This window comes from Kitasatospora sp. NPDC002551, assembly GCF_040296005.1.
Lineage (GTDB): Bacteria > Actinomycetota > Actinomycetes > Streptomycetales > Streptomycetaceae > Kitasatospora.
In genome coordinates, this window is sequence record NZ_JBEOWI010000016.1 from 20055 (window position 1) to 43584 (window position 23530).

The 23530-nt window shown below is 75.2% G+C and carries 23 protein-coding genes and 2 pseudogenes; 13 read left to right on the top strand and 12 right to left on the bottom strand.

All coding sequences use genetic code 11. The features are described 5' to 3' along the window. Positions 1-15 precede the first annotated feature (15 nt). Positions 16-437 (bottom strand): annotated as a pseudogene (locus ABT093_RS40970) (transposase); the annotation flags it as partial. Between the two features lie 137 nt (positions 438-574). Here ABT093_RS40970 and ABT093_RS16290 point away from each other — a divergent pair. Beyond that, positions 575-801, top strand: a pseudogene (locus ABT093_RS16290) (VOC family protein); the annotation flags it as partial. A gap of 271 nt (positions 802-1072) precedes the next feature. Here ABT093_RS16290 and ABT093_RS16295 read toward each other — a convergent pair. Continuing rightward, positions 1073-1234 (bottom strand): hypothetical protein, encoded by a 162-nt coding sequence (locus tag ABT093_RS16295; protein WP_350564682.1) that lies wholly within the window; start codon positions 1232-1234, stop codon positions 1073-1075. A 472-nt stretch (positions 1235-1706) separates the two neighbouring features. On the opposite strand from ABT093_RS16295, the gene ABT093_RS16300 reads away from it, so the two are divergent. After that, a complete protein-coding gene (locus tag ABT093_RS16300; RefSeq protein ID WP_350564684.1) occupies positions 1707-1949 on the top strand; it encodes a hypothetical protein in 243 nt (80 codons plus the stop codon). A 525-nt stretch (positions 1950-2474) separates the two neighbouring features. On the opposite strand, the gene ABT093_RS16305 is transcribed toward ABT093_RS16300, so the two are convergent. Then, entirely contained in the window at positions 2475-2711 is a 237-nt protein-coding gene (locus tag ABT093_RS16305) for a hypothetical protein (protein ID WP_350564686.1), read from the bottom strand. 435 nt (positions 2712-3146) lie between these two features. Then, entirely contained in the window at positions 3147-3824 is a 678-nt protein-coding gene (locus ABT093_RS16310; RefSeq protein WP_350564687.1) for an Imm21 family immunity protein, read from the bottom strand. Positions 3825-3952: 128 nt separating this feature from the next. Between ABT093_RS16310 and ABT093_RS16315 the strand changes: the two genes are divergently transcribed. The 3 genes from ABT093_RS16315 to ABT093_RS16325 all read left to right on the top strand — a co-directional run bounded on the left by ABT093_RS16315 (position 3953) and on the right by ABT093_RS16325 (position 6639). Next, entirely contained in the window at positions 3953-4267 is a 315-nt protein-coding gene (locus ABT093_RS16315; protein WP_350564689.1) for a hypothetical protein, read from the top strand. Between the two features lie 605 nt (positions 4268-4872). After that, positions 4873-6063, top strand: a complete 1191-nt coding sequence (locus tag ABT093_RS16320) for a GDSL-type esterase/lipase family protein (RefSeq protein ID WP_350564864.1) — start codon at positions 4873-4875, stop codon at positions 6061-6063. A gap of 423 nt (positions 6064-6486) precedes the next feature. Then, complete coding sequence (locus tag ABT093_RS16325) at positions 6487-6639, top strand: hypothetical protein (RefSeq protein ID WP_350564691.1); 153 nt, start codon at positions 6487-6489, stop codon at positions 6637-6639. Between the two features lie 544 nt (positions 6640-7183). On the opposite strand, the gene ABT093_RS16330 is transcribed toward ABT093_RS16325, so the two are convergent. The 5 genes from ABT093_RS16330 to ABT093_RS16350 form a co-directional block, all read right to left on the bottom strand. Continuing rightward, on the bottom strand, positions 7184-7372 hold the full coding sequence (locus ABT093_RS16330; protein WP_350564692.1) for a DUF6296 family protein: 189 nt from the start codon (positions 7370-7372) through the stop codon (positions 7184-7186). A gap of 87 nt (positions 7373-7459) precedes the next feature. Beyond that, entirely contained in the window at positions 7460-7858 is a 399-nt protein-coding gene (locus tag ABT093_RS16335) for a DUF2267 domain-containing protein (protein WP_350564694.1), read from the bottom strand. 56 nt (positions 7859-7914) lie between these two features. Next, complete coding sequence (locus ABT093_RS16340; RefSeq protein WP_350564696.1) at positions 7915-8319, bottom strand: DUF2267 domain-containing protein; 405 nt, start codon at positions 8317-8319, stop codon at positions 7915-7917. Between the two features lie 46 nt (positions 8320-8365). Further along, positions 8366-8581 (bottom strand): STAS domain-containing protein, encoded by a 216-nt coding sequence (locus tag ABT093_RS16345; protein ID WP_350564698.1) that lies wholly within the window; start codon positions 8579-8581, stop codon positions 8366-8368. Between the two features lie 268 nt (positions 8582-8849). Beyond that, entirely contained in the window at positions 8850-9284 is a 435-nt protein-coding gene (locus ABT093_RS16350; protein WP_350564700.1) for an Hsp20/alpha crystallin family protein, read from the bottom strand. Positions 9285-9394: 110 nt separating this feature from the next. Between ABT093_RS16350 and ABT093_RS16355 the strand changes: the two genes are divergently transcribed. The 6 genes from ABT093_RS16355 (at position 9395) to ABT093_RS16380 (ending at position 13872) form a co-directional block, all read left to right on the top strand. Further along, positions 9395-10105 carry a hypothetical protein gene (locus ABT093_RS16355; RefSeq protein ID WP_350564702.1) on the top strand — a complete coding sequence of 237 codons (711 nt, stop codon included), beginning with the start codon at positions 9395-9397 and terminating at the stop codon, positions 10103-10105. Further along, positions 10080-10328 (top strand): hypothetical protein, encoded by a 249-nt coding sequence (locus ABT093_RS16360; protein WP_350564703.1) that lies wholly within the window; start codon positions 10080-10082, stop codon positions 10326-10328. The genes ABT093_RS16355 and ABT093_RS16360 overlap by 26 nt, the downstream gene beginning before the upstream one ends. 1100 nt (positions 10329-11428) lie before the next feature. After that, a complete protein-coding gene (locus ABT093_RS16365; protein ID WP_350564705.1) occupies positions 11429-11881 on the top strand; it encodes a hypothetical protein in 453 nt (150 codons plus the stop codon). A gap of 121 nt (positions 11882-12002) precedes the next feature. Then, positions 12003-12143: a hypothetical protein gene (locus tag ABT093_RS16370; RefSeq protein WP_350564707.1), complete on the top strand. Its 141-nt coding sequence runs from the start codon at positions 12003-12005 to the stop codon at positions 12141-12143. Between the two features lie 471 nt (positions 12144-12614). Next, complete coding sequence (locus ABT093_RS16375; protein WP_350564709.1) at positions 12615-13082, top strand: RICIN domain-containing protein; 468 nt, start codon at positions 12615-12617, stop codon at positions 13080-13082. A 100-nt stretch (positions 13083-13182) separates the two neighbouring features. Beyond that, positions 13183-13872, top strand: coding sequence for a hypothetical protein (locus ABT093_RS16380; protein WP_350564711.1), 690 nt, complete (start codon positions 13183-13185; stop codon positions 13870-13872). Between the two features lie 252 nt (positions 13873-14124). Here the strand turns inward: ABT093_RS16380 and ABT093_RS16385 are convergent, their stop codons facing one another. Then, complete coding sequence (locus tag ABT093_RS16385; protein WP_350564712.1) at positions 14125-14796, bottom strand: response regulator transcription factor; 672 nt, start codon at positions 14794-14796, stop codon at positions 14125-14127. Then, a complete protein-coding gene (locus ABT093_RS16390) occupies positions 14793-16049 on the bottom strand; it encodes a sensor histidine kinase (protein WP_350564714.1) in 1257 nt (418 codons plus the stop codon). Before ABT093_RS16390 ends, ABT093_RS16385 begins: the two co-directional genes overlap by 4 nt. Positions 16050-16312: 263 nt before the next feature. Here ABT093_RS16390 and ABT093_RS16395 point away from each other — a divergent pair, with 263 nt between their 5' ends. Further along, complete coding sequence (locus tag ABT093_RS16395) at positions 16313-17599, top strand: alpha/beta hydrolase family protein (protein ID WP_350564716.1); 1287 nt, start codon at positions 16313-16315, stop codon at positions 17597-17599. Positions 17600-19564: 1965 nt separating this feature from the next. Further along, positions 19565-21187 carry an alpha/beta fold hydrolase gene (locus tag ABT093_RS16400; RefSeq protein WP_350564718.1) on the top strand — a complete coding sequence of 541 codons (1623 nt, stop codon included), beginning with the start codon at positions 19565-19567 and terminating at the stop codon, positions 21185-21187. A gap of 380 nt (positions 21188-21567) precedes the next feature. Here ABT093_RS16400 and ABT093_RS16405 read toward each other — a convergent pair whose 3' ends face one another. Then, positions 21568-23178, bottom strand: a complete 1611-nt coding sequence (locus ABT093_RS16405) for an amidase (RefSeq protein ID WP_350564720.1) — start codon at positions 23176-23178, stop codon at positions 21568-21570. Positions 23179-23530: the final 352 nt, after the last annotated feature.

Genomic DNA, 23530 nt, shown 5'->3' on the forward strand with positions numbered 1-23530 from the left:
ACCCCACCACCATGGTCAGCTCATGCCGTCCACCGCCCTACGGTGGCTCTGCCGCGGGCCGGGGCGGTGGAGAGCTGCGTGAAGAAGGGCATGGTCGGCGCGGTGGTGCGCGGACAGTTCGTCGAACAGGCAACGGTTCTTGAGGCAATGGTGGAGCTGGCCGCGGTTGAAGAGGTTGCGCTGCCGGCGGCATGCCAGCCGCCGTGATCGTCACGTCGCCGCCGGTAGTGCGCCTTCGCCGGGTGAGGCGGTGATGGTGGAGAACGCCCCGAGGTAGCCGACATGGTTGAGGCGGTCGTTCTTCGCCCAGCGGCGGGTGATGCCGGACTTCCTGCCGGAGGCCCGGGTCACCGGGGAGGCGCCGGCGTAGGTCTTGAGGCCGCGTGCGTCAGCGAAGCGTGCGCGGTCGCGCCGATCTCGGCCAGGACCCGGCCCCCGGTCCGCAGGACCGCGACCAGCAGGCCGCGGGAGGTCTCGATCGCGACCGGGATCGGGGCCCTCCTCAGTGTCGCCGTACTCGGCGAGCAGGTCCAGCAGCAGCTTGTAGCCGGCCGCGTCGTCGGTGATGTGCAGCCCGACGATCATCCTCAGCCGCAGGGACGAGCCGGGGAAGGGCAAGTCCCGACCGCACATCGACGTCAACGCCACCGACCGCGACATGGACGCCGAACTCGAACGCCTCATGGCGCTCAGCGCCCGCCCGGCTGACATCGGCCAGACCTGCAGGAGTCCTCGCACCTCCCAGCCGACCCGGAGGGCAACAAGTTCTGCCTGCTCAAAGCCCGCCTCAACCCGCTCTGACAGGCCGGCTGCTCTACCAGCTCGCTGGGCGATGGCCCCGGGGGCCGTCGCGGGTCACCAGGTGACGAGGACGTACCCGGGACCCCCGTCGGGGCCGCTGCCCCCGCCGCCGCCTGCCCCGCCTCCACCGCCGCCGGAACCCGGGCCGCCGAGGCCGCCGGGGCCCAGGGCGTAGACCGTCAGCTCGCTCCCCCCTCCGGGGCGGTGAACAGGTACTGGCCCGGCTGGGTGTACGCCTGGCTGCCGCCCGCCCGGGGACCGGCCGGGCCGGTCAAGCCGGTCGGACACCCCCGCCCCTGGCCGCCGGGACTCCAGGGGGCGCCTGGGCGGCGAACGCCGTCGGCGCGGTGAGGGCGAGGAGCAGCGCGGCGGCGCAGGCCGCACCGGTGGCCACCTGCGTGCGGCCCGCGGCCGGGTCGTGGACGGGGATCATCGGACGGACACCTCTCCTGGGGAACGTGACATGCGGTGGCGCCCACGCGCGCACCGGAGCGGACGGACCACCGGGCACTTCGTCAGCATGCGCACCAATGTGCGGTCCCCCACCCCGCCGCGCCACTCCGCGTTCGCCCGGACGCCCGCCGCGCCCACCCGCGACCGCCCACACCCCGGCGTGCCAGCGCGGAACGGCGCCTTCACAGCACCGGCCCCGGCACCACGCGATGCTGTTGGTGAAGTCCGGGCTCTGGTTACCTCGCCCCGTCGCTGTGCGGCGGGGCGAAGTGCTGTCAAGGGGGCTGGTCGCCGTCTGGATTGGCCAGCGCCTCGGCCAGGGTGTTCCAGCGCTGGCCACCGAAACGCCACCAGATCGGGCAGTCGGCGCCGGCGCAGCAGTGGCATGGTGGTGGCCACCACCGGGAGGGATGGGCGCGGGCGGTCACGTCGGCGCCAGGGTGGGCGGGGGCGTGCCAGGGCTACTCGGAGGCCGCCTCCACCTCCCGGATGCGGCTCAGCGGGCGCTGGTGGCCGTGCAGGCCGAGCGCCGGACGCACCTGGCCTCGCTGGCGGCCTTCAGCGGTGATCTGGAGGCAGTCCGGCAAGGGCTCTGCGAGGACGTGCTGGCGGAGTCGGCGCGTCTGGAGGAGGCCGAGCGGCAGGCCCGCCCACCCGGTATGGGCGGACGGGTTCTGGGCGGCTCTGTCGGGTGAGGGCCGGGTCACCGCCCGCAGCCGGCTCCAGCACGTCGGCGGGCCGGCGCAGCCCATGGAGAGCGCAGCCCGCGGCCGCATAGCCCGCCCCCGGTGCGGGCGGCGGTGGCTGGCCTGCGGTTCGTGGCCGAGGAGTGGGCCGGCCTTCAGCACGTTGCCTGGCGCCCGCTCAGCCGCCGCGCGGCAGCGTCGGCAGCGGCCAGGAGGGATCCGGCGCCCAGCTGGGCCAGCCGGCAGCGCGGCGGGCAGTGCGTCCAGCATGCCGATCGCCCGGCCACGGGCCCGGGCGAACCGGGGAGGCGGGTTCGGGCGCGGTGGGCGAGGCCGGACTCCGGCGACGGCGGCCGGGCCGGGTGGGATTCGTCATGCCGAAGGCTCTGCCCGACCGACCGCCGCGCTTACTTCGTCCTCGGCCGCCACCGAGGTGACCGCGGTCAACATCTGAATGAGCGCCTCGGCCCGGACCCGACTCCCTGCCGGGGCCGAGAGTCCGATGAGGAGCCGACCCCGTCTGCGGCCTGTGGCTCAGTTGTAGTACGAGACGACGCCGTCCCAGGTGTCCGTCTGATTGTTGCCGCGTCCCAGCGCCTGGAGGTAGACGGGCTGCCCCGGCGGGACGTAGACGTCGGAGGACGATGGGTCGGGGTCGGCCACCCGGACGATACTGCTGACCACGTGGTTCGACCCGCAGGCGATGAACCGGACGTCGATGGCGGGGCCATCGGTCTTGCGGACCTTGAACCAGCCGTCGGACGACGTCATACACTCGGAAATCGCCGTCCGCCACTCGGACTTGGACAGGGATGCCTCCGTGACATACCGGCCGACGTACGCAGCCGAGGCGGGTGTCGAGGTCAACAGTGCCGTCATCGCGGCGGGAACACAGAGAATCGCGACTTTCTTAAAAGTCTTCACATACACCATTGCGCGCTGTATTCGGGCGAAGAGACAAGACAGCCGAACGCGTATGACCGGAAGCGGTCAATAGTTGCCTGGTAGCCGCAGCCTTGTCACGACAGGCGTCTGCGACGGCCGGGTAGAGGTGGAGGGCGGTGGCGTCGGCCAGCGGCAGCCACACCACCGGCGCCCGGCCGGGTCGTCCTGCTCGGTTAGAGGGGGCATCGGGCAGGTGGGCGGTGAAGACCAGATGTCGGCGGCGGAACGGCGTACTCTCCCCCGGCCGCTCACTCTCTGGCCCTAAACGAAGCGCAGCACCGGCGCGGCAGGCAGCACAGCCAGGTCAAGGCCGAGTTCCTCAAGGAGTTCCCGGCGCGGCGCGTCGGCCGGCTCTTCGCCGTCCTCGTCCTCGACCAGGCCACCAGGCAGGGAGTAGTGCGCCCCACCCGGGCGCTCGCGCAGGATGAGGGCCAGGCGAACCCGTGGACAAGGGAGGCGGTTGGGCTCGATGCTTGCCGAGTCCACTCGGTAGCCGCCGGCGCCGAGTTCGAGAACAGTGCTGTCCGTGCGTGTCCCGGCCTCGGTGCCGAAGTAGGCGGCGTCGAACATGACGAGCTCGCCCGTGGTTTTCAGTACGGGTCCTTCTTCCCACTCGGCGGTGGGAAGTCCGGCCAGGACAATGTCAGCGACGCCTTCCTCGCTTTCTGCGTAGCACCAGCGGACGAGGACTCGGTGCTCGGGAAGGTAGGCGGCGGAGAGCGGTTCATCCCCGAGGACGAGCGCCTCGGCGTCACCAGGGAGAGCGAGGACACCGACCAGTTCCACCACCTCCCAGGCCCGGTCGTAGTCACCCTCCGTTCCCGACCAGTGCGACAGCGCATCGCATGGAACCACGATGAACGGGCCGCCCTCTGCCTCCAGCCTGCTGGACAGCAGAGTCGCAAGCCGTAGCAGCGGCAGCAAGATGACCGACCGCATCCAGGACTGCTTGACGCCGACAGAGCGATCCCGGCACCGATGAATCCAGCAGTTCGTCTTCCCCTTCGTCCCCTGCCATGACCCGCGCTGTCGGGGATCTCGGAGAAGGTGGATCAACTGGCCTGTCGGTGCACCGGGAACGGCAGCGGGTACTGGCCGCGGCCCGCGAGGAGCTTGGCTCGGCGCTCGGCAGTAGCGGTTCGCCACTGCTCGGGGTTGCGGTCCTGCTCGGGTCGCGCTCCTACGTGTGGGCGGACATCCGGGAGGTGCGGGTGGCCGTCCTGGAGGGCACGGTCTACTCGTCCGACGTCCCGGAACTGGTGCTGGCCTCCGGCGGGACAGACCAGTTGCACATGCTGGCGGGCCACGGCTCGGGCTGTACCAACAAACGGGTCAAGCGGCAGGTGGCCGAGTTGGAGGCGGCGCGCACGGACGCGTCCTGACTCCCCGGCGGCGCGCGGTACCGACAGTGTGCCGGTCCTCGGCCCCTTCACCGGGCAGGGAGTGCCGAAGACCGGTCTCGCGCCGGCGCCGGATCAGGCACACCCCGCCGTCGTGGACCAGGGCCGCGCACACCCGCTCCCGGACCGGCCCGGTCACCGTGCCGGTGGTCACCGCCGGGCCCAGCACGCAATCGCTACCGAAACCCCGGCCCCGGGCCGGTCGGCCGGGCACCGGCCGCTGGGCACAAAGGAGCCGGATCCAGCCGCACGATCCCAGGGCCGCACCCGGCGACGGCGCGGCGGGCGGCGCTGGGACGGCCGCCGAATGTGACACCGTGTGGTCACCCACCCTCACCCAACCCGTCCCGACCCTCCGGCCGCGCCAGCAGCACCACCAGGAGAGCGAGCACACCCAACGCACCCCGGCCCGGACCACGACGTCCTCCCCGTCCAGCGCTCGCCCCGCCCGGGTCCGGCCGGACCCGGGCGGGGCGGACCCGGGGGGAGCTCCGGCCGACCCCCTAGGCTCGGGGAGGGGCCCGATGGCTCCGGCCGGGTACCCGCTCGGCCAAACGGGCCGACGGTGAGGAGCGGTGGCGGTGGCGATGCGGGAGTATCCGCTGGTGGGCGGACCGGTGGAGGTGCGGGGTGCGCTGGAGCTGGAGAGGACGGCGGCGGGGGTGCTGCCGCGCCGGTTACCGGCGTGGACCACGGAGCAGTACCAGGACCCGTCGATCTACGGGGGAACGGTGATGCCCTCCGGCGTGCGGCTGGTGTTCCGCACCGATGCGCGGGTGCTGGAGTTCGAGCTCCTCACCTCCACGGGGCAGCTCGACGGTGAGCCCCGGCCGCGGCCGACCGGGATGCTGGATCTGACGGTGGACGGCGCTCTGGTCGGGCGCCAACGGGCGCCGTTGGGCCATGTGGTGCGCATGGCGGGCCCCGGGACCGCGCAGCGGCTGATACCGGGAGAGCCGGGAACGGCGCGGTTCGACGGGCTGCCGGCCGGCCTGAAGACCATCGAGCTGTGGCTGCCGCAGCAGACCCCCACGGAACTGGTGGCGCTGCGTGCCGACGGGGAGGTCCTGGCGCCGCTGCCCGACGGCCGGCCCCGCTGGGTGCACCACGGGAGCTCCATCAGCCACTGCCTCCAGGCCGACGGCCCCACCGGCACCTGGCCCGTGGTGGCGGCGTCGCTCGGGGGCGTGGAGGTGGTCAACCTCAGCCAGCCGGGCAACGCCATGCTGGACCCCTATGTCGCCCGGACGATCCGCGACATGCCCGCCGATCTGATCAGCCTCAAGACGGGCGTCAACATCGTGGCGCGGGCCGCCTTCCGGCTGCGGACCTTCGGCCCGGCGGTGCACGGGTTCCTGGACACGATCCGGGACGGGCACCCCGACACACCGCTGCTGGTGATCTCCCCGGTGAGCTGTCCGGCGCTGGAGGCGCGCCCCGGCCCGACCTCGGTGGGCCCGGACGGGAGGATCACGGCGCTGGGCGACCCGGCCGATCCGGCCGGTGGGGCACTGTCTCTGCAGATGGTCCGGGAGGAGCTGGCGAGGATCGTGGCCCTCCGGCAGGCGCACGATCCCCACCTGCACCACCTCGACGGGCGCGACCTGCTCGGTCCGGCCGAGGCCGCCGACCTTCCCGACGGGCTGCACCCCTCCGCGGCCGCGTACCGCCGGATGGGCGAGCGCTTCGCCGCCCACGCCTTCGCCGATCAGGGCCCGTTCCGGGCCCACCGACACGCGGAACCCACCGGCTACCAGCGGGGCGCAGCAGGGGTGTAGCAGGGGTGTAGCAAGGGTCGCCTTGCTGCGCGGGGAGCGGCAGCACGCCCGGGTGCAGCAAGGGTGGCCTTGCCGTACCCGTGGCCGTCCGGTCCGGCGGGCGGTTGCGCGGGCACGGCGACTTTTCCGCTGTCCTGGCTGCCGCTGTCCTCCCCGACCGACCCTGCCGCGCTCCGCCGGGGCCGGGACGCCGGGCAGGCCGCGGCCGTGTGGGTGCGGGAGCCGGCCGGTCGTCAGGGGAACGAGGACCACGCCCGGGGCCCTGGAGCACGCGGCCGCGGGGATCGAGCGGGCCGGCCGTCAGGAGGTGATTCCCGGCGGCGACGGCCGGCTCGCCGAGGAACCGCGCTACTCGCTCTGCGCGGACGTGCTGCTGGGCGCCACCCACACCGCCCCCTGCCCGACCTCGCGCCGGGCGAGCGGATGCCGCTGGTCGCGGTGTGCGCGCTCGCGGCCGCCATGCCGTCCCGCGTGCTCGGCGACCTGCCGCGCGTGCTCACCCCGCTCGGCGGCGAACTGGCCGCCGCGACCACCGCCGGCCGCGCCGCCACCACGGCCGCCGGTTGTGCGGGGTGAGCGTGAGCGGGCGCCGGGTGCTCGGTCCCGGCGCCGCCCGGGTGCCGGCCGATACCGTCCGGGCGCCCCGCAGTGCGCCGCCGTGGTCGCCGGCCGCCGTCGAAGGGGCCCTGCGCGCCGTGCTGGAGGAGTGCGGGCGGAGCGCCGGGCCGTGGCGGGAGTCCTTCGAGGAGTTGGACGAGGACGCAGCAGCCAGCCGTCCTTGCCCCGCGGTATCAGCGCCCTGATCCCGAACGCCGTACCCAGGCCACGCCCGGCGAGCTCGCCGCCGCCCAGGTCCTGCGCCTGCGGTCGGTGGCCGTCCCGGTGCCGGTTCTCGCCGCGGCCGCCGCGCTGATCGCCCCGCAGCTGACGAGCGAGGACCCGGCCGCCCGGGAAGCGGCCGGCGCCGTCCACGCCCGGCTGCTCGGCCCGTAGACGGCCGCCCACCGGCTCGGGGGGTGCGGCGCGGCGCCCGGGAACCGGGGGCCGCGGGCCGCGGGCCGGGGGCCGGGGGCCGGGGGCCGGGGGCCGCGGGCATCCGGGTCAGGGCAGTGGCACGGCGTCAAGGCAGGTATGGCGGCCGGGCCTCCTCTCCTTCGATCGCCACCCGGAATGCGCCCGCCTCATCCGCGTACACCGGTTCCCCGGCAGCGGTGTACGCACCGGTGAGGTGGACGACGACGACCTCGGGCGGCCCGTGCCGGCCGGGCGGGCCGGGCCGGGTGACCGCGTAGCGCTGGGGTCTGTCCATCGGTCGCCTCGCCTCGTCCGGTGTGCGGTGGGGTGCTTGCCAGGGCGGCGCGGAGCGCTCCCGCGCTGGCGGGTGGGGCCCGCTGCTTCAGGCGACGGCGGCCAGGTCCGCGCGGCCGAACAGCAGGGCGTAGCCGCGGGGCAGGTGGGTGAGGAGGCGGTCGGTGAGGGTGTCGTCGGTGAGGGTGGTGAGGGCGGCCAGGACGGAGGAGGCGTCCCAGCGGGCGGCGGTGAGGCTGGTGCCCAGGGTGTGGGCGAGGCTTTCGACGAAGGCGGGGGCGGTGACGGGACGGGGCAGGGGGATCTGGGCGGCGAGGACGGCGCGGGCCCGCTCGGGCAGGGCGGCGGCGAGGTCACAGCGTTCCTCGCCGGTGAGCTGGGATCCGAGGAGGGCCAGGACGGCGTCGAGGACGCGTTCGGCTTCCTCGTCGGTGGGGTAGCGGCCGAGGTTGCGGACCTGTTGGAGGAGGTGGCGGTAGCGGGTCATGACCGTGGGGCCTTCCAAGGGGGGCGGCCGTCGGCGGAACGGCGGCGTGTGCGTGGTCAGGGCCGTCCGCCTGTGGCCGGGCGGCCGAACAGCAGGTCGTAGCCGGGCGGCAGCTGGAGCAGGACCTGGTCCATGAGGTCGTCGCCGGCGGCGTCGGCCACCGTGGACAGGACGGCGCCGATGTCCCACAGGGCCGTGGCTTCGGTGGCGCCCTCGATCCAGGCCGCGGTGGCGCGCACGAACCTCTTGGCGCTGAGGGGCTCGGCGGCCTGCAAGGGGTTGAGCAGGATCAGGGCCATGGTGTCCGGCAGTCGGGCGGCCAGTTCCGCGCGTACCTTGCCGATCAGATGGGCGCCGAGCAGGGCCAGGACGACCCGGGCGGCGCGCTCGGCTTCCTGCGGGGTGTCGTACTCACCGCGTTCCCGGATCTCGTCCAGGAACGCCTCCCATCGAAGAGTCACTGCGGTTCTCCCTTCGTCGACAGGGGCCGGCGCGGCCGGCGCCCTGTCAGGGCTCGGCGGTCAGGCGCCGGTGAGAGCCGGTGAGCTTCAGCGGCCGCACCGCACGGCGGCCGGCCCCGTGCGGGACCAGGCGCCTGCCCCCGCGGTCGGCCCGGGTGCGGGCCCGGACCAGGGCGCCCGGGCCCGCGCGGTCCATGAACGTCACCTCCGCCAGATCGAGCACCACCTCCTGGTACGAGTCGAGCGCGGCCGGCCGGAGCACGGCGCGGCGCGGCGCGGGTGCGGGTGCGGTGCGGGTGCGGGTGCGGTGCGGGTGCGGGTGCGGTGCGGGTGCGGTGCGGGTGCGGTGTCGAGGTCGGTCCCGCCGTGCGCTCGCGCGATGAAGGGCGGGTCGCTCCGGCTGTTCATGGCGTTTGCGCGTCGCCGCGGGTAGGCCGGTCGGGGTGGCGCTGCGGGCAATCGGGGTTCCGGCCGCCCCCGTTGATCGAGGGGGGAGCGATCAGGGGGCGGCCGGAACGGCAGCGGGCCGGTCAGGCCTGGATCTGCTTGCGCTCGCCGCTGTGGCTGATCGCGACCTTGCGGGGCTTGGCCTTCTCGGCGACCGGGATCTTCAGGGTCAGCACGCCGGCGTCGTAGTCGGCGGTGATCCCGGCGGGATCGAGGGTGTCGGAGAGCATGACCTGGCGGGAGAAGACGCCGAGGGGGCGCTCGGACAGCTCCCACTTCACGCCCTCGCCCTCCTGGCGCGGGCGGCGCTCGGCCTTGACGGTCACCATGTTCCGCTCGACGTCGATGTCGATCGCCTCCGGGTCCACCCCGGGCAGGTCGAAGCAGATCACGTACTCGTCGCCGGCCCGGTAGGCGTCCAACGGCATCGGAGCCGGACGCGACCAGGTCCCCGTGTTGCCCAGGAACTGCTGGGTCAGGCGGTCCAGCTCGCGGAACGGGTCAGTGCGCAGCAGCATCGCGAAACACCTCCATGGATCGAATGGGTGCCAGTGCGCTTCACCTGACACCGTTCTAGCACGTCATCCATCCGATGACAAACTCTGGGCGTCGTCCATAGAATGACAGCATGAGCCAGAAGCCTCCCACGCCCGCCGCAGCAGCCCCGGCCCCGCCGCCCGGCCCGGTCTCCTTTCTCGCCGCCGCCGCCGCGCTGGCCGCCATCGACGACGCCGTACGCACCGCCCAGAACCCCGCGTCCCGGCCCCCGGCCGCCCCTGCCAGGCAGGACGGGCAGGACGGGCGGGAAGGCCCCGAGCAGGCCCTGGCCGCACTCGTCCTGCTGCGCGAACTGCGCGGCCGGCTCGCCGGCTGGGAAGCCGGCCTGGTGGAGAGCGCCCGGCAGGCCGGCGCCACCTGGGCCGACCTCGCCCAGCCCATGGGTGTCGCCAGCCGCCAGGCCGCCGAGAACCGCTACCTGCGCCTCAAGCCCGCCGCCGGCGACGCTTCGCGGTCCGCTACCGGCGCCGAACGGGTCAAGGCCGTCCGCGACCGGCGGGCCGCCGACCGGTCGGTCACCGTCTGGGCCCGCGACAACGCCGCCGAGCTGCGGGTCCTCGCCGCCCAGATCACCACGGCCGCACTCGCTCCCGGCGCCCGTCCCGCCCAGGCCGCCCTGACCGCCGCCCTCGGCGCCACCGACCCCGCCGACCTCATAGAGCCCCTCACCGCCATCCGCCCCCACCTCGGCACCGGCCAGGGCGACCTCGCCAGCCGCCTCGACGCCCTCACCCACCACACCACCCGGCTCCGCGATGACAGCGACCGACGCCGCGCCTGACCCTGTCGCCGCCGCCGAAAGGCGCTGGCAGGACCTCCTGGAGCAGATCCACGGCCTCGAAGCGCGAGTGGCCGCCACCACGAGCACCGTCAACGCCGCCCTCGACCACCACCTCGCCCGGCTCGACGCCCTGCGCCGCCACCTCGCCCACCCCAACTGGCCACGGCCCGCCCCTGATCCGGGCACTCCGCGGACCGCACCGGCGAACAACCGGCCGGCCTGACGAGGCCGGGAACCACCGCAACCACCCCGGGCCGCCGCAACCGGATCCCGTGTCCCGCCGGCGCACCCAGGTGGCCGGTCGGCGCTGGGGTCTCGGCGACGTACCGGCTCCGGGCGGCCCCGGTGTCCGCCGCGGCCCGCTCGGTGGTGAAAGTCGGCGTGGCCGAGCGCCTTCGCGCGGCAGGCCGGGCGCGACTTCCGAGGGCCTGGCCGGGTTCACCGGCCATGACGAACGTGATCACTCTGCCCGCGCCCACCGATCCGCCCACCGGGGACGAGGACCGGGCGCGGCAGCACGCGGTGAACGGGCCGCTCGCCGAGGCGGGCGAGGCGGGCGAGGCGGGCCGCCGGGCGGCCCGGTGGGTGCGCGACCTCGCCGGGCGGCAGACCGAGGAGACGCACCGGACAGTGCTGGGGCGGAGGCACACCGGACGGTGCTGGGGCGGGCGGCCGGCGCCGTCGCGCAGGCCCGCGGGCGGGAGGTCGTGCCGGGCGGCGAGGGGCAGCCGGACGGGGAACTGGCCTACGACCTCGGCGCCGGGGTCGTCACCGGCAGTCCGCTCGCCGCCGGACTGTCCGAGCCGGCGGTCGGTCAGCGGGTCGCGCTGGCGGCGGTGTGCGCCGGCCGCGGCGATACCCCGCACGGTGCGCGGCGATCTGGAGCGCGAGCCGGCCGTGCCGGCCGCCACGACGGACGCCGCCGCCCAAGCCGGCCGCAGCTCGGCGCACGGCCCGCCGGTTCAGCGCCCGCTCCCCTGAAGGACGCCGGCCTCGGCGGTGGCCGGGCCGGTGCGGACGGAAGGCCGCACACGCACGCCTCCAGCCGCTCAGCCGTTCCGGGCACCCTCTGCCGCCCGCGACGTCCTCGTCGCGGAGTCGTACGTCCAGCTCGCGGCCGATCGCGACGACGCCGTGTCGCGCGGGCGCAGCAGCGCGGTGCCCACGCAGCGGGCCGGCGGTGTGGCGGGCAGGGTGCGGTGCGCACCGCACGCGCGTTGACCTGCGGCGGGGAGTTTGGCGGGGCGGAAGTCACCGCCCGTGCGGGGCGGAGCTCACCGGGCCGGGCACGAGGGGAGACAGGGCACGGGCGAGCGGTGGGCGATGCGTGCCGGGGACGTCGTTCTCGGTGAGACCCGCATCGCGAGCATTCCGCAGCGGCTGCCCGCGCGGATCCGCAACGAGCCGGTCAGGACCGCCGCCCGGTGGCAGGCCGGGACGCAGCCGCACCTCGCCCGCGGCCGGCGCATCACGGTGACCGTGAGCGGCTCCCGCGAGGAGCCGGACACGGTGGCCGCCAGCCGGGACGTCCCCGTCGGCAGGGCCGCGCTGCGGCTGACCGCCGAACAGGCCGCGGCCCTCGGTCTCGCCGAGGGCCAGGAGTACGAGATCACCGGCACCGGACCGACGCCGACGGCCAGGCCCTCACCTTCCCCGGCACGGTCACCCGCACCGTCCCGGCCCGCCGGCCGCGCCCGGCCCGCGAGCGGCTGGGGCTCCACCCGGACACCGAGCACTTCCACCGCGCGCCGGTGTGCCGGGACACGGACGGCATGACACCGGAGGAGATCGACCGGGCGGCCGGCAAGGCGCCGGAGCAGCTGCACCACGTCCGGGGCCTGGCGCTGGAGGACCCGAACGCCGACCACGCGGTGCTCCCCCGAACGCCGACCACGCGGTGCTCCCCCGCGCGGCGGACCACCGCGAGTGGCTGCGGATCGCCGAGCGGATGCGCACGGCCGAACTCGCCGCCTACGACCCGCGGGCCGATCCGGACGCCGTCGCGCACCCGCCACTGGTCCGGTCCCGGCAGACCTGACGACGACCGGCGGTCCGGGCGGCGGGACGCCCCGCCCCTTGTCCCGGGCCCGGCGCCGGGTGCCGCTCCCCGGGCAGCCGGCCGACCTGTCCTGACCGAGCGCGGCGCCACTCGCGTTCGAGGACCGGTGACAAGCACACGAGGACCCGAAAGACGCCCCGTCCAGGGGCGCCCTTCGACGCTCCTGGCCAGGTCCAGACCTGACCTGACCGGACCGCTCACCGAGGCGGCGCGGCGGGCCGGCGGGCCCCACTCGGTCAGCCGCACGCACTTCCTCAGCACGAGCGGCGAACGACACCGGCCCTCAGGATCGACAGCGGGACACGTGTCGCAGCACGCCCCGGCGGTCGAGGGTGTGCTGTTCACGCCTTGCCGCCCGTTCCCGGGCCACGGCATGCGCCTGGGACGAAGCCACCACCGGTGGCCGGTGCGCGCGCCGCCCCGACCACTCCGAACACGAAGGGATCAACCGTGGAGCTCAAGGGAAACCTCGTCCGGATCGCCGGTGCGGGTGCGGCGGTCGCGCTCGGCTCGACGCTGCTGGTCGGCGGCGCCACCCCGGCGCACGCGGTGACCTACTACCAGGTAGCCGTCTACAACACCAACTCGTGCCTCCAGGTGAACGCCTCGACGGTCCCGGGGAACGTCATCCTCGGCACCTGCGACCGCAGCGCCAAGCAGGTGTGGACGATCAGCGGCGGCGTCTTCACGAACCCGGCCTCGAACCACTGCCTGGACGGAAACGGCGCGGACGTCTACACGTACCCGTGCAACGGTGGCGCCTACCAGAAGTGGACGACCACGTCCGGCAGCCCGAAGTCCATCAGGCACACCTGGAGCGGCAAGTACCTGGACGCCAGCGGAAGGGCCGGCGCCGAGGTCGGCTTCCAGCCCACCGCCTCGGCGGCGGCCCGCTGGGTGATCAGCGTGGTCGGCTGACCCCAGGACCGCAGAGCCCGGGCATCCCGTTCCCAGGAGAGGACCTGGCGAAATCCCGGAACGGCTCCCGCGTGCGCCGGAGGAGCCGGCGGGCACCGCGGTGGTCGAGAAGCTGGATGACCCGGTGCGCCTGCCGTGCGCACGCGGCCGGATCCGACCCGGACGTACCCGGCGACCCGGTTCCCCGGAACCGGGATCACCCCTGGACGGGAAGGAGCGGCCGGGCCGGACCGGCGGCGGCGAGGCCCTGATCGAGCGCCAGGCGCAGCAGAGTGAGGGCGTCGGCGGCGCCGGCGGACAGCCAGGGGATGCCGTCGGCGGCGCCGGCGGACAGCCAGGGGATGCCGTCGGCGGCGCCGGCGGACAGCCAGGGGATGCCGTCGGCGGCGCCGGCGACCGGGCGGCCGGAGATGAGGGCGATCCAGCTGCCCGCGCCGTCGTAGACCTCGGTCCCTCCCGCCAGGCGGCCGCGGTGTTCGGGGACCTGGGTGTCGGGGTGGCCGGGCCAGGTGAGGCGGACCAGTCCTGCGCCGAACGCGTAGTCGCGGCGCGGGCCGCCCAGGCCGCCGGAGCCGAAGCCGGAGCGGGCGCGGAGGGCGGGATCGCCGGAGCCGAAGCCGGAGCGGGCGCGGAGGGCGGGCTCGCCGGAGCGGGCGCGGAGGAAGACATCGAGGGCGAGGCCGGCACTGCGGTAGGTCCGGGGACAGCTGAAGCGGTCGGCGACGATGCGGCCGGGCCGGGCTATCGGGCATCAGCCAGGCTCGGCCGTCCCCGCGTTCGAAGCACTTGACGGTGGCTTCGCCGTCGGTCATCGCGGCCAGGGCGGGACGGGCGACAGCGCGCTCCGTACGGGCTGGCGGGAGGCGCGGCACAAGGAGACCACGTCCTCACGCGGTGCGGGTGCGCGGCGCCCGCACCGCGGCCCTGAACGCGGCCAAGGACCTCTACGGCGCCGCCAGCGCCGAGTACGCCACGGTCGCCGCCGCCGGGACCGCCGTCGACGCCGCCTGAGCCGCCGGCCCCGCCCGACAGCCGCCCGCGCCTACCCCGGCCCGACCAGCCCGCACTCGTACGCGAAGATCACCGCCTGTACCCGGTCCCGCAGACCCAGTTTGGCCATAACCCGGCCGAGATGCTTCTTCACCGTGGGCTCCGCGAGATCGAGGGCGGCGGCGAGTTCCGTGTTGGTCAGGCCGCGGGCGGCCCCCAGCAGGACCTCCCGCTCGCGCGCGGTCAGCACGCGCAGCCGCTCCACGTCGCCCCCGCCGCCGCCCTCCCCGGCGGCGGGAAGCCGGTGCGCGAAGCGGTCCAGCAGCCGCCGGGTCACCCGGGGGGAGAGCACGGCGTCCCCCCGGGCCACGTCGCGGACCGCCCCCAGCAGCTCCTGCGGCCGGCTGTTCTTCAGCAGGAAACCGCAGGCCCCGGCACGCAGCGCCTCGAAGGCGTACGCATCCAGGTCGAAGGTCGTGAGCACCAGCACCCGCGTCCCGGGCACCTCGCGCAGCAGGCGCCGGGTCGCCTCGATGCCGTCGGTGCCCGGCATCCGCACGTCCATCAGCACCACGTCCGGCCGCAGCCGCCGCGCCAGCTCCACCGCCGCCGCCCCGTCGGCCGCCTCCCCGACCGGCTCCATGTCCGGCTCGGCGCGCAGGATCATCCCGAACGCCAGCCGCAGCAGCTCCTCGTCGTCCACCAGCAGCACCCGCACGCTCACGGCGCGCCCCCTAGATCCAGCCGTACGAAGACCCGCCAGCCGCCGCCCGGCCGCGGGCCCGCCTCCAGCACCCCGCCGAAGGCCGCGGCGCGCTCCCGCATCCCCGTAAGACCCCGCCCGGACCCGGCGGACCCGGGGCGCCCGGCGGATCCCGGCCGCCCGGTCCCCGCGGCCGGCCCGTCGTCGGTCACCTCGACCGTGACCGCCCCGGGCGCGCAGGACACCCGCACCTCGGCGCGCGACCCCTGCGGCGCGTGGCGCAGCGCGTTGGTCAGCGACTCCTGGACGAGCCGGTGCACCGTCAGCTGCGCCGCGGCCGGTACCCCGGCGGCCCCGCCGTCCACCCGCAGCCGGGTCACGAGGCCCGCCGCCTCCATCCGCTCGCACAGCGCCCCGAGCTGCCCGATCCCCGGCGGCGACCGCCGGTCGTCCCCGGGCCCCGCGCCGGGCCCGGCGTCGGGACCGGCGTCGGGACCGGCGTCGGGACCGGCGTCGGGACCGGCGCCGGGACCGGTGTCCTGGAGCAGGCCCAGCGCCCGCCGCATGTCGGTCAGCGCCTGCCGCCCGGTCTGCGCGATCCGGGCCGTCACGGCGCGGGCGTCGGCCGGCCGCGCGTGCCCGAGCGCGTCCGCCAGCGCCACCACCACCGACAGGCCGTGCGTCACGCTGTCGTGCAACTCCCGTGCGATCCGGGCGCGTTCCTCCTCCACCGCCCGACGCTCCCGCTCGTCGCGGTCCCGTTCCAGCCGCGCCAGCCGCTGCGCCAGCGCGGCCCGCCGGATCCGGGCGTTCGCCCCGAGCAGCGCGCTCGCGGCGACCGCCGCCGTCATCGCGGCGGCCGACGCGAGGAAACGGCCCTCGGGCGCCCAGCGCGCCGCCGCCAGCACCGCCCCGGCCACCGCCACCAGACCCGCCGCCCACGCCGACCGGGACGGCGCCCGCGCGGTCACCGTCCCGAGGGCGACCAGCAACGCCGCGTCGGCCGGCAGCTGAACACCCAGCAGCCACTGCCCGAGCGCCGCGGCGGCGATCACCCCGAACGCGGCCCGCGGCGCCCGCCGCCGCCACACCAACGGCAGCACCAGAGCGGTCTGCAGCACGAAGCCCGTACCGTCCGCCACCCGCCCCGGCCCGAGCGTCACCAGGAACAGGGCCACCGCGAGCGCGGCGTCCGCCACCAGGGGCGGCACCCGCCCCGCCGGCCAGGCGAGGGCGCCCGGCGGGCCCGTCCGTACCGCGCCGGTCCCCGTCATCGTGTCCGTCCTCACGTCCGCGTCGTCCGGCGTCCTCGCCGGAGCCCCACCGTAGGGCCCCCGCGCCCGCGAAGGCGTCCGCCCACCGGCGGAGACCGGGGGCTCCCCCGGGACACCGGGGGCTCCTCCGCGCGGAGGAGCGGAGGAGCCCTGGGGCGACCCGCGCCCGCCGGCAAGATCGTCCCCCGGCAGGGCGCCCCGCACCCCCCGGCGGCGGAACCCTGATAACGACCCCGCAGCCGCACCGCCCGAGGAGCCCGCCCATGCCCCCGACCCGCCGCGCCCTGCTCGGCACGCTCGGCGCCGCCGCGCTCGCCACCACGGCCGCCGCCCCCGCCCCCGGACACCGCCCGGGGGCCCCCGCCCCGGGAAGCCGCCCCGCCGCCCCGGCCGGGGGACACGGCCCCGCACACGCCACCGGCACCCCCGTCCCGCCGCACCTGCCCGCGCCCACCGGGCCCTGGCCCGTCGGCACCGTCGCGCTGCACCTGATCGACGACAGCCGCCCCGACCCCCTCCTCCCCGCCAAGCCCTACCGGGAACTCATGGCCGGCCTCTGGTACCCGGCGCAACCCGGCACCGGGCACCCGACGGCCCCCTGGCTGCCCCCGGCCGCGGCGGCCGACTGGGACGCGCACTGCGCACCGGCCCTCGGTGTCCCCGCCGGCGCCGCCGACTGGCCGGGGATCAGGACCCACGCCCGCACCGGCGCGCCCGTCGCCCGCCGCGCCGGCCGGCTGCCCGTGGTGCTGTTCTCCTCCGGCGACGGCGGCTCGCGCGCCCTCGGCACCACCCTGGTCGAGGAACTGGCGAGCCGCGGCCACCTCGTCGTCGCCCTCGACTCCACCTACGAGGCCGAACAGGTCGAGTTCCCCGGCGGCCGGGTCGAACGCGCCCTCCCCCTCCCCGACGACCTCACCCCGGAGGTCATCGCCGCCCTCCTCGCCGGGCACTGCCGGGCCCGCCTCGCCGACGCCCGCTTCGTCCTCGACGCACTCGACCGGCTCGCCCGCGGAGACCGCCCCGACACCGGCACCGCCCCGCTCCCGGACGGGCTCGCCGAAGCCGCCGACCCGGCCAGGACCGGCGTGCTCGGGCAGTCCCTCGGCGGCTCCGTCGCCGCCCAGCTCGCCCACGACGAGCCCCGCGTCCGCGCGGCGGCCGACCTCGACGGCGCCCTCCTCCCACCCGTCGCCGACAGCGGCCTCGCCAAGCCCTTCCTGCTGATGGCCTCCGGGACGAAAACCCTGCGCACCGAACCGAGCTGGGCCTCCTGCTGGGCGGCATCCACCGGCCCCCGACACGCCCTGCGGCTACGGAACTCCGCCCACGGCTCGTACACCGACCTCCAGGTCCTCCTGCCCCAGCTCGTCCACCGCCTCCCGGTCCCCGACACGGCCGGACTCATCGGCACCGTCGACCCCCGGCGCTCCCTGGCCGCCCAGCGCACCACCGTCGCCGCGTTCTTCACGCGGTACCTGACGGGGCGGCCCACCGGCTTCCTCGACCGGCCCGGCGACGACTGGCCGGAGCTGGAGGTACTGCGCTGAACCGGCCCGCCCGGCACCCCTCGTGGCGCCGGCCAACAACCCGTCCCCGACAGCCTCGTCAACCACTTCCTCGAACCCGCGAACCCGCGCCCCCGCGAACCCGCGAACCGCGCCCCCGCGAACCCGCGCCCCCGCGGCCCGCACAACCTTGGCCATAGCCCACAACCGACACACACCCGCACGGCAGACGACCCGTCTGCCACGCCCCGCAACACCACGACAGACCGGACAACCAGCGGCCCCAGCCACCAACAGCGACGCCGCCACCGACAGCGGCCACGCCCCGTCAAACCAGCACCCACACCCCGCTCCCCCACCCTCCACCCTCCACCCCCCACCCTCCGCCCTCCGCCCTCCGCCCTCCGCCCTCCGCCCTCCGCCCTCCGCCCTCCGCCAGACCGTGACCGCACCGGTCCCCCCGGCCCAGCCGCACGGCGGACAAGCCCCCCCCCCCGCAAACAACCCCAGAAGCGCATGGCCTGCCTGCCTGCACACGCAGGACCCGGCCTGGTTCATCACCCTGCCGCGGGCCGGCCACGCAAAGGCCTGACACCCCACCCCGGCCGGGACAGCGATCAGCAATCAGCGATCAGCGGTCAGCGCGGCCTTCCCCCAAGCCCCCCGGGCCCGGCAGGCGACACCCGCTCAGCAGGCCGCCCCGCACAACGGACGCGGTCACCTGCTCGACCCCGGCTGCGCGCACACCGCCTTCGTCACCACCGCCCACGCCCGCGGCAAAGGCCGCAGCCCGCCCGGCCCCGATCCCCACCCCGAACACCCCACCACCGCGGCCGGGGAGGCGCACCGGCCCGCCGCCCACCTCACCCACACCGCAACCACCACCGGAGAACGGCGGCTTCCCACCTCCATCAAGCGCCACCGCCCCGCCACCGGCCACGAGCACACCGCCGCACAACCGGCCGCCGGCCCCCGGGAGCGGAAACAGAACGGCGAGAACGAGACAGGACTCGGCGGGCGCGGCAGCCGCGCCGGCGGCCCTTCCCACGACGACGGCCGGCGGCCCTGACCCGCACAACGACCTCCAGATGCGCAGCACGGCGGCGGCCCCACAGCCGCGCCACCGCCACGGACGGGGTCCGCACCGAAGCAGTTCCCTCGTCCCAGGCGGTACCGGCCAGAACGACGGCCGCCACCCGCGACAGCCGGACCCGCCCCAGCACCCCCCGTCAGCCGGACCGCGCAAGCACCGGGCAGGAACAAAAACAGCAGGCCGGCAGCGGCGGAGAGCGGCAGCAGCAGGCACCCCAACGGAGAGCGACAGCAGACCGGCAGCGGAGAGCGACAGCAGACCGGCAGCGGCAGTGCCGGACACGGCAGCCCCGTCAAAGACAGAGCCGACGACCGGGCAGAGATAGAAGCCGCCCACCACGACGAACGGCAGCCAGCCCCCCAGCGCCCGGCCGGGCCGTCCTGCTCGGTCCCGGCAACACGCTGGTGAGAGCCAGCGGGCAGCCAGACGGGGAAGACCAGATACCGGCAACGGAACAACACCCTCTCGCCCGGCCACTCACCCTCCTGGTCCCAGCGGTGACCGCCAGCGCCGCGGCGGTAGGTCCGGGTTCCTCCAACCACTCCCGGCACAGCGCCGCCGGCGGATCCTCCCCCTCCCCAACCAAACCACCGGACAGGCAGCGCTGCACCCCCCGAACACTCCCGCCAGCGGCACGTCAGAGCCAAACAGGCATCGTGAAACAGGACCGCACACACCCACACCCGGACCTACCGCCACAACGCTGGCAGTCACCACCGAAACCAGACCGAGCACACACACTCATGCCCCCCACCCCAACAACGACCCCACCCGAGAAAAGCCCACACTCAACCAAACCCAGCACCCACCCACCCACCACAAACCCGCAAACCCCAGCAACCCCACAACAAAGCCACAAGGGCAACGGTGATACTCCCGAGGGACGAAGGCCACGGCGTGAGTGAATAGGGGGCATGCTCTTCGAATTCGCGCACGACCACGACGGTGAACGGCTCAGCGGTGTACACGGCGGCGATCCCTCCGGGGTCACCGCCGTGGTGCTGCATGGCGCGGGCAGCAGCAGCACGGAGCGACTGCTCCCGCTGGTACGGGAGTTCGTGGCCCACGGCTGCCGAGGGGTCGCCTTCGACTTCTCCGGGCACGGCGAAAGTACCGGAAAGCTCAGTGAGTTGAGCCTGCGGCGACGGTTCGAGCAGGCCGTCGCGGTGATCGACGCGTATGGCGGGGCGGAGGGGCCGCTGGTCCTGGTGGGCTTCAGCATGAGCGGGCAGACGGTGGCGGACCTCGTCGCCCACTACGGGGACCGGGTGGCGGCGCTGGGGCTGTGCGCGCCCGCCGTGTATGCCGCCGCGGCTTGGGACGTGCCCTTCGAGGACGGGAACGGGCGGTTCAGCGGGACCATCCGGCGGCCGGACAGCTGGCGGGAGGCGCCCGCGCTTCAGGTGCTGCGGGCGTACGAGGGCCGGGCGGTGCTCGCCGTGCCGGGCACGGACGCGGTGATCCCGGCCGCGGTGACCGAGTCCGTCCAGGACGCGCTGGCCACCCGCTCCCAGTACACGCGGTTCGGCCTTCCGAACGCACAGCACCAGCTGGGGATGTGGTTCCGCGAACACACCGAGGACCGGCGGGAGTTCGTGGAGGCGGTGCTGACCGGCCTCGGCGACCAGGGCTGGTCGGCTACGCGTGCGTGGGTTGCCGAGCGCCTCGGAAACGGCCGCGAGGTCACCGGCTCGCGCCTCCTGTCCGGTGGTTGGAGCTCCCAGATGCGCCGGCTCGCCCTCGACGACGGCACTGCCCTGGTGCAACGGACCTTCGTCAAGCCGTTCTTCCGCCACCACGGGCCCGGGCTGCTTGCCCGCGAGGCGTCCGTCCTGACACTGCTCGGCGGGCAGGAGAGCATCCCGGCGCCCGACTTCGTCGCCATGGATGCCACGGCCGAACACTGCGACCACCCGACCCTGTTGATGTCCGCGCTGCCCGGCCGCGTCCGCGTGGACGAGGACGACCTCGACCGGCGTCTGGACCTGCTCGCGGCCCAGCTCGTCGGCATCCACGGCGTCGTACCGGACGAAAAGCCGCGCACGTACCAGGCGTGGACGTCCCCGGAACGCGTCCGCACCCCGGACGGCCCCCTGTGGGAGCGGGCCGTCGACGTGATCCGCCGCGACCCGCCGCCGTACGACGGCTGCTTCCTGCACCGCGACTTCCACCCCGGGAACGTACTCTTCACGGGAGCCGGTCCCGGGCTGCGGATCACCGGTGTCGTGGACTGGGTCGAGACCTCGTGGGGACCTGCCGACCTGGATGTGGCGCACTGCTCGACCGCGCTCGCGCTGCTGCACGGGCCGGCGTACGGGCTGGACTTCCGTGAGCGGTACGAGGCACACGGCGGCTGCGGCCTCGCCGACAACCCCGACCACCTGTACTGGCGGCTGCTCGACGCCCTGCACTACTGCCCCGATGCGGCGAAGCTGGCCGGGCCGTGGCGTGAACTGGGCCGGGGCGATCTGACGTCCGATGTGCTGGCGGAACGGCTGGAGGCGTACGTGGACGGCCTGCTGCAGCAATGCGGCTGACCGACCGTCGATCACTCGCCTGACACCGACCCGAGGAGACACGCGCATCGGCCGCCATGGTGCTCGTTCCTGGCCTGTAGCACCGTCCCGAACGCTTCGCCCTGGTGGTGGCAGAACCCCTGCGGACCGCGGGAACCGAGGCCGTCGCTCCCCAGCTCCACAAGGGCACGTCGCCGGCTGACACAGCCGCGGTCCAGGCCGCCATCGACTCGCCGCCGGAGCCTTTGATCGTGCCCGGTCACTCCTGCGGCGGGTCCGTGATCACCGGGCTCCGCGGGGCGGGACACCTGGTCATTCCGGCGGCCTCCGTGCCGGATGTCCGCGAGAGCGCGGCCACCGCGACACCCCCGCCCGAAGAACCCGCCCGCGGGACGGGCCCGTCAGGGCAGGGTGGGGAGGTAGTGCGGGGCGCGGCGGGCGCGGGTGGCCTGTTCGAAGGCGTAGGCGTAACCGAGGAGTCGGGTGTCGCTGAATCGGGTGCCGAGGAAGGACAGGCCCAGGGGCAGGGGCCCGGCGTAGCCGGCGGGGACGGTGATGTGGGGGTAGCCGGCGACGGCGGAGGCCCGGGTGGACGTCGCGAAGGCGTTGCCCGCGCCGCGGTAGTCGATGGCGGGGGCGGGCAGTTCGGTGGGAGTGACGATGGCGTCGAGGCGGTATGCGGCGAGGGTGTCGTCGATGGCGTGGCGCGCCTGGTCGGTGGCGGCCTGGCGGTGGCTGCGGTAGGTGGGGTCGTCGAGGTCGCCGTGGGTGTCCTGGGCCATCTGGAGGATGTCGGAGCCGTAGGTGCCTTCGGTGGCGGTGTGCCGGTCGTTGTAGGCGATCAGCTCGGCGAGGTTGCGGGGGTGGGTGCCGGGGGTGGCGGCGAGGTAGGCGTTGAGGTCGTGCTTGAACTCGGTCAGGACGGCGGGGAGCATGTGCTCGCCGGCCATGGTGTCCGTCTCGGGGATGTCGGTGCCCTCGACGACGGTGGCGCCGAGGTCCTTCAGCCGCTGGACGGAGGCCTCGAAGACCCGGTCCACGTCGGCGTCGACACCGGTGTGGCCCTGGCGCCAGACACCGATCCGTTTGCCCTTGAGGGCGTTGGGGTCGAGGATCGTGCGCCAGTCGGCGGGCAGGGTGCCGGCCGCGGGGGCGGTGTCGGGGTCGACGGGGTCGGTTCCGGCGATCGCCCACAGGGTCAGGGCGGCGTCGGTGACGTTCCGGGCGATCGGGCCGGCGCTGTCGTGGCGGGCGGTGATCGGCACGATGCCGCCGCGGCTGACCACCCCCAGCGAGGGCTTCACCCCGACGACGGAGTTCACGCTGGAGGGGCAGACGATCGATCCGTCGGTCTCGGTGCCGATGGTCACCGCCGCCAGGGAGGCCGCCGCGGCCACCGCCGATCCGCTGGAGGAACCGCAGGGGCTGCGGTCCAGGACGTAGGCGTTGCGGGTCTGGCCGCCGGTCGCGGACCAGCCCGCCGGGATGTCGGGGTCGCGGAAGTTCGCCCACTCGGACATGTTCGCCTTCCCCAGCACCACCGCCCCGGCCTCCCGCAGCCGGCGCACCAGGTCGGCGTCCTTGGCGGGCCGCGAACCCAGTAGCGCGGTCGACCCGGCGGTGGTGGGCTGCCGGTCGGCGGTGTCGATGTTGTCCTTGATCAGGACCGGAATGCCTTCCAGCGGTCCGCGTCCCTGGTGGGAGCGGCGCCGGTCATCGCTCTGCCGGGCCAGGGCCGCGGCGTCCGGGTTCACCGTCACCACCGCGTGCAGGCGCGGGTTCAGCTGCCGGATCCGCTGAAGGTAGGCCCGCGTCAGCTGCGCGGACGTCAACCTCCCGGCATCCATCGCCTGCTGCAGACCGGGAATCGTCACCCCGTCCAGGTCCACCCCCGCCACCCGGCCGTCCGACGCAGGACCGGTGTCGGCCCGCGCCGCCACCGGCGCCAGCAGAGCCATCGACACGGCCGCGACCGCGGCGCAGCGCAGCGGAGTCCTGACAAATGAACGCATCGTTCTCTCCTACCCCTGTTGCCGAGGCACCCCGACGCGGGGCGCCCGAAACGGGCCCCGCCGACGGCCCCGCCGCGCCGGGTACGGCGGGCGCGGCGCGCGGCCTCGATCCCGTACCCACCACGCTAGGCGCGCCCGCCCGCCCGCCGACACGGGGCGAACCCCCCGAACGATCAAGGGCCGCCCCCCGACCGAGGGGTGGGGATTACCCCACCTCTTCAGCGGCCCGGCCCGCGCCAACGGGCCGGCGAGGCGGGCGAGCGGGCCTGGAGCGGACCTGGGAGCGGAGGACCGTACCGGGCGGCGACGGTGACCCGACTCGCTGCGCGACCATGCGCACCGGCCGCGAGTT